Raw genomic sequence first — 11882 nt, forward strand, 5'->3', positions numbered from 1 at the left:
TCGGTATGAATGTTTACGGCTTGCGAATAATAACTATTTTTCAAAAATGATATTGATCGTCGATGACCTGCGGGAAAATATTCTTTCCCTGAAGCGCTTTCTTGAGCTGCACCAGTTCAGGGTCGATACGGCGGCATCGGGTGAAGAGGCGTTGAAAAAAATATTGAATACCACCTATGCACTGATCATCCTTGATGTGCAGATGCCCGATATGGACGGCTTTGAAGTTGCCGAAGCCATAGCCGGTTACAGCAAGGCAAAAGACACACCGATCATTTTTCTTACAGCGGTCAGTCTGGATAAACGTTTTGTCACAAAAGGTTATGCCTCGGGCGGTATCGATTATGTTACCAAACCCCTCGATCCCGATATCCTGCTGCTCAAGGTAAAGACCTTTTATCGGCTCTATGAACAGAAAAAAGAACTGAAGGATATTCAACAGCAGCTGCGCCGGGAAATAGATACGCGTATACATGCAGAGAAGGACCTCAGTGAACTCAATGCCCTGCTCGAGCAAAAAGTGCAGGAGCGTACCGAAGAACTGCGGCGCAGCAACGAGCAACTGGAGAAAAAAAATTCGGAACTGCAGCAGTTCGCCTATGTATCATCGCACGATCTGAAGGAGCCGCTGCGAAAGATCCAGATATTCAGCGACCTGATCAAACAGCGTTACCTGAAAGACAACCCTGATGCCGTTGGCTACCTGCATAAGATCATTTCCGCATCGGGCCGTATGACCACGCTGATCAACGACATCCTCGAGTACTCGAAACTTTCTTTTCAGCCCGATTTCAGAGAGCTTGACCTGAACCTGGTTCTCGGCGATGTGCTCACCGACCTCGACCTGCTGATACAGGAAAAAGGCGCCACCATACGGGCAGAAACGCTGCCAAGGGTAAGATCGGTGAGCACGCAGATGCAGCAGTTGTTCCAGAACATACTCAGCAACGCCATCAAATTCTCCAAACCGGGTATACCGCCGGTGATCTGTATCGAATCGGCGCTGCTGGCGGAAAAATCGTTTGACGCGCCTGTGGTGACGGATGAAAAAGACGCGGACTACTGTCGCATTACGATACGCGATAACGGCATCGGCTTTAACGAAAAATACCTCGATAAAATATTTACCATTTTCCAGCGGCTGCACCCGCTCGAAAAATACGAAGGCACCGGCATTGGCCTGGCTATTGTAAAAAAGATCGTTGACAACCATGGCGGGCTGATCAATGCACACGGCGTACCGGATAAGGGGTCTGCCTTTACCATCATACTCCCGCTGCGGGAGCCGCCTGTCACTGCCGAAACAAACGTTTTATGAAATCAACATTCCAAAGAAACCTGCTGGTGGCCTTCGGTGTTTCGCTGCTGCTGCTGATCCTGAGTTCAACAGCTTCTTTCATCAGCATACGCAACCTGCTCAAAACTGCTGACCTGGTACAGCATACCACGCAGGTAATCCATGCCACCGAAAACACTTTATCGATCCTGAAAGACGCGGAAACCGGCCAGCGCGGCTTTCTGCTTACCGGTGACGAAAGTTTCCTGGAACCTTACAAAGGCGCGTACGATAAGGCGTTGGCCGAGGTGGAAAACATCCGGTTACTAACAGCCGATAACCCCGCGCAGCAAAGAAATGCCGAAGCACTGTCTGAAACCATACGACAGCGACTGCAGCAACTGGCCATACTGATCGATTACAAACGGCAGGGAATGCCTATCGACAAATCAAACCTGGATAAAGGAAAGCGGTACATGGATGAGACACGTGCCATCGTAAAAAAAATGACCGACAGCGAGTCTTCGCTGCTGACAGACCGGATCGGCGAACTCAATAAGCTGGCCATCAATACGCCGCTGTTGATCATCCTGGCAGCCACCATGTCGATCATCATCACCGTTATTTTCTTTATCCGCATCACCAGCGACTTCAACCAACGGAGCGTGCTGCAAAAAGCCCTGCAGAAAAAAGAAGAGGAGGTCTCGCGCCGGATCACCCTTATCCAGGATATCGCCGAAAAGATCGCTGCGGGTGATTACAGTATCAGAACAAAGGACTCGGGAGAAGACGGGCTGGGCAGTCTGTCGATATCCGTTAACAAAATGGCGGAATCACTGGACTACTCCTTCAACCTGCTGTCGGATAAAGAATGGCTGCAGACAGGTGTGGCGGGATTGAATACGGAAATGATCGGGGAAACCGATCTGAGCAGTCTTGCCGTCAAAACAACCGCGTTTGCCGCACGCTATACCAACAGTCAGGTGGCTGTCTTATACCTGAAAGAAACCAGTGGGCTGGTATACGCCGGCGGGTTTGCCTTTGCCGCCAGCGAAAGCAACCGTACCATTGCCATCGGCGAAGGCATTGCAGGACAGGTTGCCAAAACCGGTAAAAGCATGCTGCTGAAACAGGTAACCGATTCAGACATACTGATCAGCTATGCCACCGGTAAAGCCAACCCAAAAAACATCCTGGCGGTACCTGTATTTCACGAAGGGAATGTGATGGGCGTGCTGGAACTGGCAACGCTGAACCAGTATTCGGATAACGACCTGCTTTTCCTGGAGAGCGTAGCCAACCCCATAGGCATTGCGGTGAACACTGCCGAAAACAGGACGCGTTTGCAGAACCTGTTCGAGCAAACGCAATCGCAGGCCGAAGAACTGCAGGCGCAGCACCGCGAGATGGAAAACATCAACGAAGAACTGGAAGTACAGGCGCAAAAGCTGCAGGCATCGGAAGAAGAACTGAAAGTGCAGCAGGAAGAACTGCTGCAGGCCAACCAGGAACTCGAAGAACGTTCGCGCATGCTCGAAGAAAGAAACCAGGTGATCATGGAGCGCAACCAGGAGATACATGCCAAGGCCGAGCAGCTTGCGCTGAGCACGAGGTATAAATCGGAGTTCCTTGCCAATATGTCGCACGAGCTGCGCACACCCCTGAACTCCATCCTGCTGTTATCGCGGCTGATGTCGGAGAACCCCACGCAGAATCTTTCGGAAGAACAGACCGAGTATGCAAAAGTGATACAGAATTCAGGACAGGGACTGCTGGCGCTGATCAACGAAATACTGGATCTTTCCAAAATCGAATCGGGTAAAATGGACCTGCATATAGAACCGGTGCAGGTGCAGGACCTGGTAAACGGGATCAGCGCGTTGTTTGCGCCGGTTGCGGCCGACAAAAAGATCGGGTTCCTGATCGAGACCCAGGCACGCGTACCGGCGGTCTTCAGCACAGACCGTATGCGTGTGGAACAGGTGTTGAAGAACCTGGTATCCAACGCCATCAAATTTACCTCGGAGGGACAGGTGCGGATGGAATTGGATCTGTATGAGAACAACCCCGCCCTGCTTGGCTTTACCGTGGAAGATACCGGTATCGGCATTGCCCGCGAAAAACAACACCTTGTTTTCGAGGCATTCCAGCAGGAAGACGGGTCCACCAGAAGAAAATACGGCGGCACCGGGCTGGGACTTTCCATCAGCCGCGAACTGGCCAAACTGCTTGGCGGTGAGATCACGCTCCAGAGCGAACCGGGCCAAGGAAGCCGCTTCACATTTATTTTGCCCATGGAACCCGGCGCCGCCATCACCACATCGGGCATAACAGGCGGGACCGCCGGCCTGGCGGAGGAAGAACAGCCCCCGGAGGCGGAAAAGGAACGGGAGCCCAAATACATCAGCACCGAAATACCGATGGAAGTGCCCGATGACCGTTACCGGATACAGCCTGCCGATAAAACCATACTGATCGTGGAAGACGATACGAATTTTGCAAAGTCACTGCTGGAATTTACCAGGCAGCAGGGCTACAAAGGCATTGTTTGCGTAAGGGGCGACGAAGCCGTTGACCTCGCAAAAAAATTCAGTCCCCGCGGTATCCTGCTCGATATACAGTTGCCGGTCAAAGACGGGCTGGAAGTGATGGATGAACTGAAATCCGATTCGCTGACAAAACACATACCGGTGCATATGATGTCGTCTTACGAGATGAAATACAAGAGTCTTTCCCGGGGAGCGATTGACTTCATCAACAAACCGGTGGCTTTTGAAAAGATGCGGGATATTTTTGAGAAACTCGAATACGTACTCAGCGGCAACCCGCAGAAGGTGCTGATCGTAGAGGAAAATGCCAAACATGCCAAAGCCCTTGCCTATTTCCTGGAATCGAATAACGTGAACACGGAGATACGGAAAAATGTTTCGGAAAGCATCGAAACGCTCAAAGGCAAAGAAGTGAACTGCGTGATCCTCGACATGGGTATACCGGACCAGAAAGCATATGATACCCTGGAGGAGGTTAAAAGCACACCGGGACTGGAGAACCTGCCCATCATCATCTTCACGGGCAAGAGTCTCTCGAAGACCGAAGAAATGCGCATCCGGCAGTACGCGGATTCGGTGGTCATCAAGACCGCGTATTCCTACCAGCGCATCAGAGACGAGGTATCGCTTTTTCTTCACCTGGTGGAAGAAAACCGGAAAACGGATAACGCCACGCGGTACAAAAAACTGGGTGCGCTTAACGAAGTCTTAAAAGACAAGACCGTTCTGATCGCCGATGACGATGTACGCAATATCTATTCGCTTACACGGGCGCTGGAAAGCTTTGGCATGCAGGTGATCTCGGCCACAGACGGCAAAGAAGCCCTGCTGAAACTGCAGCAAACACCCAAAACCGATATCATACTGATGGATATGATGATGCCCGAAATGGACGGATACGAAACCACGCGAACCATTAAAAACATGCAGGATTATAAACGTATACCCGTTATTGCCGTAACCGCAAAAGCCATGCTTGGCGACAGGGAAAAATGCATTGAGGCGGGCGCTTCGGATTATATCACCAAACCCGTGGATATCGACCAGTTGCTCTCGCTGCTGCGGGTATGGCTGTACGATCAAAAATAAACCCATGGCCGACAGAAAGAAAATACTGATCGTGGACGATGACGCGCGGAACATATTTGCGCTGGCCGCGGTACTGCGTTCACGCGGGTATGATTGTTTGTCTGCAACGGGTATGAAAGATGCATTTGCCATACTGCGGCAGGAAACCGGCATCCGCGCTATCCTGCTCGATATGATGATGCCCGATATGGATGGATATCAAGGCCTGCCGCATTTAAAACAGCAGGAGCGGTCGGCTTCCATCCCGGTTATTGCCGTAACCGCACAGGCAATGGCGGGCGACAGGGAAAAATGTCTGCGGGCAGGCGCCGACGGGTACCTGTCCAAACCCGTAAACATAGACGAGCTGCTGCCCCTGCTGGCAACGCATATAAAATAACCGATTGGAAAAAAACCTGCACATACAGGACGATGAACTGCAATTGCTGCTGAACGATGTGATGCAGAAATACGGCTATGATTTTCTCGGCTATTCCGAAGCCTCTATGAAACGCAGGATCGACCGGCTGGTATCGATCGACAGGTTCCCTTCTTTTGCCGAGTTCAGGCATCACCTGCTCAGCAACGAAGCCTACCTGCAGCGTTTTGTGGAAGAGATCACCGTAAATGTGACCGAGATGTTCCGCGACCCCTCTTTTTACCGGGTGCTTCGCAAACAGGTGCTGCCGGTACTGGCCACCCACCCTTTTGTCCGTATCTGGCATGCAGGATGCAGTACCGGTGAAGAAGTGTATTCGATGGCCATCCTGCTCGAAGAAGCCAACCTGCTGCACAAATCCCTGCTGTATGCCACCGATATCAACCCGGGGGTACTGCAGAAACTGCAGTCGGGCATCTTCCCTATTGCGCAGATGCGGCAATACTCGGAGAACTATATCGAATCCGGCGGCACCGGCGATTTCTCTAAATACTATACCGCCAAATACAACCTGGCAAAATTCAACGAATCGCTCAACAGCAAAATGATCGTTTCCACGCATAACCTGGTATCGGACCGCTCGTTCAATGAGTTCCAGCTGATCTTCTGCAGGAATGTGCTGATCTATTTTGACAAACCGCTGCAGGACAAAGTGCTTGGCCTGTTTGACGAAAGCCTGGAAACACTGGGCTTTCTGGCGCTCGGCGCCAAGGAGCATCTTACATTCTCACCCATTGGCAAAAATTATCAACCGGTAAACGGAAGGGAAAAGATATGGCGGAAAATGTACTGATAACGGCAAAGCGAGTGGTGGCCATCGGCGGCTCTGCGGGCAGTCTGGATGTGATTATCCGCCTATTGCCCGGGCTGGACAAACAGCTCGGTTATGCCGTGATCATCGTTATTCACCGGCGCTCGCAGCAGGATTCCCTGCTGGGCAATATACTCGGCACCAAAACAGACTGGGTGGTAAAGGAAGCCGAAGAAAAAGAACCCGTAATTCCCGGGTATGTATACCTGGTGCCCTCAGATTACCACCTGCTGGTTGAAAAAGACCATACCCTTTCACTCGACGACTCTGAAAAAGTGAATTACAGCCGCCCGAGCATCGACGTAACTTTTGAGTCTGCGGCAGAAACCTACCGTGAAAACCTTACCGCCGTATTGCTCTCCGGCGCCAATGCCGACGGTGCGGCGGGTATGCAAAGAACAAAGGAACTGGGAGGTATATGCATCGTGCAAAATCCGCTCTCCGCAGAAGTTTCCTATATGCCCGAACAGGCGATCCGGCAGGTGGCCGTAGATCATATCGTGGATGCGGAGCAGCTGGGGAAATTCATCAACGACCTGCTGAAAAACGGGTAGTATCGGAGCGTCCCTATCTCTTCCCCACCGTATTGTTGAACAATCGCCAGATGCCAAGCGGGTTGGCGTCTTTTAAAGCGTCGGGCAGCATTGAGTCGGGACAATTCTGGTAGCAGACAGGTCTCACCCATCTTTTTACCGCGCCGTTGCCTACTGCCGTAAAGCGGCTGTCTGTACAGGCCGGGAACGGGCCTCCGTGCACCATACTGGGACAAACTTCCACTCCGGTAGGCACACCGTTGAAAACGATGCGGCCTGCAATGGATGGCGCCAGATCAAGCAGGGACCGGTGCTCCGAAAAATCCGTATCCGTACCCATCAGCGTAGTGGTTAATTGGCCGGCCAGCGATTTCCAGACAGCTTTCATTTCTTCAATACCCGCACACTGCACCAGCAGGGAATACGGACCAAACACTTCTTCGTGCAACAGCGGATCGTTCAGGAATGTTTTTGCGGCAACGGTGGCAACGGCCGGCAATGCCTCCATTGTTTCGGGCTGGCGCGAGGACCGTGAAACAAGGCTCACTCCTTTTTCCTTCAACGCCGCTTCCATCTTTTCATAATAGGCTTTGTGGATGCCTTCATGCAGCATTTTTGCCGGCACAACAGCCGCGATCTCCGTTTCGAGAGATTGTAAAAAAACGGAGAGCCCTTCTCCCTGCATGGCGATCAGCAGACCGGGATTGGTACAGAACTGTCCCATTCCCAAAGTGATCGAAGCGGCGTATTGCCGGGCCAGCGCCTGGCCGTTTTGCCGGATGGTATCGGGAAGGAACAGCACCGGATTGGTGCTGCCCATTTCGGAAAAGACCGGTATCGGGTTCTTTCTTGCCGCGGCATAATCGTACAGCGCCTTTCCTCCTTTGAAAGAGCCGGTAAAACCAACCGCCGCAGTGGCTGCATGCTCTACCAGGTATTTGCCTGATTCAAAAGAACCATCGGTCACATGGCCAAAAACATCTTTGGGCATGCCGCAGGTTTCGATCGCGCGGGCAATGGCACCGGCAACCATAACGGATGTCTGCAGGTGCGCCGGATGCGCTTTTACCACCACCGGGCAGCCCGCAGCCAATGCACTGGCCGTATCACCGCCTGCAGTGGAATAGGCAAACGGAAAATTGCTTGCGCCGAATACCACCACGGGTCCCAGCGGCACCAGCATTTTGCGCAGATCGGGTTTGGCTGGATTTTTATCCGGTATAGCCGTATCAACAGATGCTTCCACCCAACTGCCCTCGCGCAGCATCTCTGCAAACATACGGAGCTGCATGGTGGTCCTGCCTCTTTCGCCCGTTAAACGGGCAGCGGGCAGGTTGGTTTCTTTCGATGCCTGTTCTATCAGCGCATCACCCAGGGCCTCGATATTGGCGGCGATCGTTTCCAGGAAAACGGCTCTTGCCTGCGGGGTGGTTATACGGTAGTCATCAAAGGCGCGCAATGACCGCTGCATGGTATCGTCTATTGTTTGCATAGGGGTTCGGTGTTTAGTCTTCCAGGTGCAGGTATTCGGGCAGCACGGGTCTGCCGGCAATCCCTGTTTCTATTATCTGCAAAATGCGTTCCCTTTCTTCGCCGATCAGCGTCAGTCGCGGTGCACGCACATATTCCGATCCGATGCCTTCCTGCTGCTCGGCCAGTTTGATGTACTGCACCAGTTTGGGATGGATATCCATTTCCAGCAAAGGCATAAACCAGCGGTAAATATCGATGGCTTCTGCTATGCGTCCGGCTTTGACAAGCCGGTGGATGGCCACAGTTTCCCTCGGGAAAGCGCAAACCAGTCCCGCAACCAGTCCGTCAGCGCCCAGCACCAGTTCTTCCACGGTAAGCGTATCCACACCGCAGAGAATTTTATACCTGCTGCCAAAACGGTTGCGCAGCCGGGTGATATTGGTTACATCGCGGGTAGATTCCTTGATGGCCTGGATATTGGCGCATACCTGTAATTCATCAAACATATCAGGCGTTACATCAATCCTGTAATCAACGGGGTTGTTATAGATCATCACGGGCAGGTCTGTGGAACCGGCGATGGTTTTGAAATACGTAACCACTTCGCGGTGGTCTGCCTTGTACCGCATGGGCGGCAGCAGCATGATACCCTGGGCGCCCCATGCTTTTGCGTATTGTGCCTGCTGCAGGGCTTCGCTGGTACTGCCTTCGGCGATATTGAGGATCACCGGCACTTTACCGGCCACATTGTTTACGGTAAACCGCACCAGCTGTTCTTTTTCGCCGGTGGTAAGCACGCTGGCTTCTCCGAGGGTGCCGCCGAGGATGATGCCGGCCACACCGGCATCGAGCTGGGCACGGAGGTTCTTTTCAAAAAGCGGGATATCGAGCTGGTCGTCGGGGGTGAACTTGGTGGTAATGGCAGGGTAAACGCCTTTCCAGTGGATCATGTGCATTATTTTGAAGCGCGAAGATAACCAAACGCAAACGTTGCGGTTGCCCTGCACCGTTGTGCTACTGCTCCTCCGCCAATTCGCCTTCCAGGTCGTAATCGTAGGCTTTTGTGATCTTTACGTTAACGAATTCGCCGATGGGTAGTTTTTTAGCGGAGTGGATCACCACTTCGTTGTCTACCTCCACGCTGTCGAATTCGGTGCGGCCAAGGTAACGGCCGGCTTCTTTTTTGTCGATGATCACCCTGAATACCCGGCCCACTTTTTCGAGATTTTTCTCGTAGCTGATCTCCTGCTGCACTTCCATGATCTCCTGTGCACGCAGGGCTTTTTCTTCTGCGGGAACATTGTCTTCCAGCTCGTAGGCAGATGTGTTCTCTTCGTGACTGTAATTGAAGATACCCACCCTGTCGAACCGATGCTCCTGCAGGAAGGCTTTGAGCTCTTCCACATCCTGTTCCGTTTCGCCGGGGAAACCGGCGATCAGGGTGGTGCGCAGACAGATACCCGGCACTTTTTCGCGGATGGTATGGATCAGTTCGGTCATTTCCTCCCGGGTAATATTGCGGTGCATGGCTTTGAGCATGTTGTTGCTGGCATGCTGCAGTGGTATATCGAGGTATTTGCAGATAGTATCGCGTTCGCGCATTACATCGAGCACTTCCAGCGGAAATTTGCTGGGATAGGCATAATGCAGGCGTATCCATTCCAGTCCTTTTACATCGGCCAGTGCATGCAGCAGGCGCGGCAATTCTCTTTTCTTATAAATATCCAGTCCGTAGTAGGTCAGCTCCTGCGCGATCAGCATCACTTCTTTCACCCCTTTTTTCACCAGCGCCTCGGCTTCGGCAACCAGCTGTTCCACCGGTTTGCTGATGTGCTGCCCGCGCATCAGCGGAATGGCGCAGAACGAACAGGTGCGGTTACACCCTTCGCTGATCTTGAGGTATGCATAGTGTTTGGGCGTGCTCAGCAAACGTTCGCCCAGCAATTCGGTTTTATAATCGGCGTTGAACTGCTGCAGTATCAGCGGCAGTTCCAGCGTACCAAACCAGGCATCCACTTCCGGCATTTCTTTTTCGAGATCGGAACGGTAGCGTTCGCTGAGACAGCCGGTTACGTATACCTTGTCCAGCTTACCCCTTCTTTTCAGTTCCAGCTGGTCCAGGATGGTGTTGATGCTCTCTTCTTTTGCCTTATCGATAAACCCGCAGGTGTTCACCACCGAAATATTATGATCAAGTCTGGCATTCTCATGCACCACGGCAATATCATTTGCAGCCAGCTGCCCGCTCAGCACTTCACTGTCCACCAGGTTCTTACTGCATCCGAGCGTAATGATGTTCACCTTGTCTTTCCGTAACGTCTTCGATTTCATAGAGGCCGCAAAGGTAGGCATATGAGGGGAATGGAGGATTGCGGGATTGCCGATTTGGGGATTGCCGATTGGTGATTGAGAATGATTGGAAGGTAAATGTTACTATATTATGAAAATCAATTGAATGCATTTGAATTAATTGTTGCGCAGCTTTTATTTATTCAAAATAATCAGAAGATAAATATTGTTAATATTTGAAAATCAATCAAATAAGATTGATTTGATTGCCAATTGGTTTCGGAGGGTTGCTCGTGGAGAATTATCGATTTAGCATTGAATGCAATTAGAAGATATACCATTAAAATGATTGAAAATCAGCCAAATGAGCTTTGATTGATTACTGACGGGCCGGTTGGTTATTCTGGATTCCGAATTCCTTTTCGGCCGGTTAATCCTGTCCCCCCGCTACATGCTGCATGATCTTTACCGCGTGGTCCCGGGAGTTTTCGATGAAGAGGCTGTGGGTGTTCATACCCCCGCAGATAACGCCGGCGAGGTAGATGCCGGGAATATTGGTTTCGTGTGTATCGGGGTTGTATAGCGGTGTGCGGATGGCATCGGGCGAGAGACGGATCCCAATTTTTTGCAGGAAGGAAAGATCGGGCTGGTAGCCGGTGGCCGCGATCACGCGGTCGTTTTGCAGTGTCCGCTCACCATCGGGTGTCTGGATCACCACTTCCTTTTCGCGTATCTCCCTGACCATCGAATGAAAATAGGCTTTGACAGAACCTTCTTCGATGCGGTTGATGATATCGGGACGTACCCAGTACTTCACACGTTTGCCGATTTCTCCCTCCCGGATCACCATGCTTACCTCGGCTCCTTTGCGCCAGGTTTCCAGCGCCGCATCCACGGCCGAATTATTGGCGCCGATCACGATCACTTTCTGAAATGCGTAAAAATGCGGATCGTTATAGTAGTGCGTTACCTTATCCAGTGTTTCGCCGGGCACATTAAGCAGATAGGGCAAATCATAAAACCCCGTGGCGATCACTGCGCTGCGGGTCTGGTAAGCATGCCCTTTCGCCGTTTCCACGCGGAAGCCATTTTCAGGCTGCGCTATATGCAATACCTTTTCGAACAGGTGAATATCCAGCTGCGCCGCCACGGCCACCCTGCGGTAATATTCGAGCGCTTCGTTGCGGTTGGGTTTTGCATTATTGCTCACAAAAGGCACGCCGCCGATCTCCAGTCGTTCAGAGGTGGAAAAAAAAGTCATGTTAACCGGGTAATGGTACAGCGAGTTCACCAGGCAACCTTTTTCCAGCACCAGGTAACGCAGTCCCCTGTTTTTTGCTTCCAGTGCACAGGCCAGTCCTATGGGACCTGCTCCGATAATGATGGTATCGTAATGAAACATGCGGGATTGACTTTATTTCCTGATTCGAAGACCGGGCCGACT

At 51.9% G+C, this 11882-nt stretch carries 9 protein-coding genes; 5 read left to right on the forward strand and 4 right to left on the reverse strand.

Going from position 1 to position 11882, the window contains the following annotated elements; translation table 11 throughout:
* Positions 1-46: 46 nt before the first annotated feature.
* The 5 genes from GWC94_RS08290 to GWC94_RS08310 are packed head-to-tail and all read left to right on the forward strand — an operon-like array spanning position 47 to position 6697.
* Complete coding sequence (locus tag GWC94_RS08290) at positions 47-1318, forward strand: sensor histidine kinase (protein WP_161834581.1); 1272 nt, start codon at positions 47-49, stop codon at positions 1316-1318.
* On the forward strand, positions 1315-4914 hold the full coding sequence (locus GWC94_RS08295; protein WP_161834582.1) for a response regulator: 3600 nt from the start codon (positions 1315-1317) through the stop codon (positions 4912-4914). The genes GWC94_RS08290 and GWC94_RS08295 overlap by 4 nt, the downstream gene beginning before the upstream one ends.
* A gap of 4 nt (positions 4915-4918) precedes the next feature.
* Positions 4919-5293, forward strand: coding sequence for a response regulator (locus GWC94_RS08300; RefSeq protein WP_161834583.1), 375 nt, complete (start codon positions 4919-4921; stop codon positions 5291-5293).
* 4 nt (positions 5294-5297) lie between these two features.
* Positions 5298-6125 (forward strand): CheR family methyltransferase, encoded by an 828-nt coding sequence (locus tag GWC94_RS08305; protein WP_235918492.1) that lies wholly within the window; start codon positions 5298-5300, stop codon positions 6123-6125.
* Entirely contained in the window at positions 6107-6697 is a 591-nt protein-coding gene (locus GWC94_RS08310; protein WP_161834584.1) for a chemotaxis protein CheB, read from the forward strand. The genes GWC94_RS08305 and GWC94_RS08310 overlap by 19 nt, the downstream gene beginning before the upstream one ends.
* A gap of 13 nt (positions 6698-6710) precedes the next feature.
* Here GWC94_RS08310 and GWC94_RS08315 read toward each other — a convergent pair whose 3' ends face one another.
* The 4 genes from GWC94_RS08315 to GWC94_RS08330 form a co-directional block, all read right to left on the reverse strand.
* Positions 6711-8168, reverse strand: coding sequence for an aldehyde dehydrogenase (NADP(+)) (locus tag GWC94_RS08315; RefSeq protein WP_161834585.1), 1458 nt, complete (start codon positions 8166-8168; stop codon positions 6711-6713).
* A 13-nt stretch (positions 8169-8181) separates the two neighbouring features.
* Positions 8182-9099: a dihydrodipicolinate synthase family protein gene (locus GWC94_RS08320; protein WP_202628670.1), complete on the reverse strand. Its 918-nt coding sequence runs from the start codon at positions 9097-9099 to the stop codon at positions 8182-8184.
* A gap of 64 nt (positions 9100-9163) precedes the next feature.
* Positions 9164-10480: a 30S ribosomal protein S12 methylthiotransferase RimO gene (gene rimO, locus GWC94_RS08325; protein ID WP_161834586.1), complete on the reverse strand. Its 1317-nt coding sequence runs from the start codon at positions 10478-10480 to the stop codon at positions 9164-9166.
* Positions 10481-10868: 388 nt separating this feature from the next.
* Positions 10869-11840 (reverse strand): YpdA family putative bacillithiol disulfide reductase, encoded by a 972-nt coding sequence (locus GWC94_RS08330; protein WP_161834587.1) that lies wholly within the window; start codon positions 11838-11840, stop codon positions 10869-10871.
* Positions 11841-11882: the final 42 nt, after the last annotated feature.

The organism is Sediminibacterium soli, from assembly GCF_009939225.1.
Taxonomy (GTDB): Bacteria; Bacteroidota; Bacteroidia; order Chitinophagales; family Chitinophagaceae; genus Sediminibacterium; species Sediminibacterium soli.

Bases quoted from the DNA above. Each gene is read 5' to 3' on its own strand.
- GWC94_RS08300 (WP_161834583.1), top strand. From the start codon at position 4,919: ATGGCCGACAGAAAGAAAATACTGATCGTGGACGATGACGCGCGGAAC.
- GWC94_RS08315 (WP_161834585.1), bottom strand. From the start codon at position 8,168: ATGCAAACAATAGACGATACCATGCAGCGGTCATTGCGCGCCTTTGAT.
- GWC94_RS08330 (WP_161834587.1), bottom strand. From the start codon at position 11,840: ATGTTTCATTACGATACCATCATTATCGGAGCAGGTCCCATAGGACTG.
- GWC94_RS08290 (WP_161834581.1), top strand. From the start codon at position 47: ATGATATTGATCGTCGATGACCTGCGGGAAAATATTCTTTCCCTGAAG.
- GWC94_RS08310 (WP_161834584.1), top strand. From the start codon at position 6,107: ATGGCGGAAAATGTACTGATAACGGCAAAGCGAGTGGTGGCCATCGGC.
- rimO (WP_161834586.1), bottom strand. From the start codon at position 10,480: ATGAAATCGAAGACGTTACGGAAAGACAAGGTGAACATCATTACGCTC.
- GWC94_RS08320 (WP_202628670.1), bottom strand. From the start codon at position 9,099: ATGATCCACTGGAAAGGCGTTTACCCTGCCATTACCACCAAGTTCACC.
- GWC94_RS08295 (WP_161834582.1), top strand. From the start codon at position 1,315: ATGAAATCAACATTCCAAAGAAACCTGCTGGTGGCCTTCGGTGTTTCG.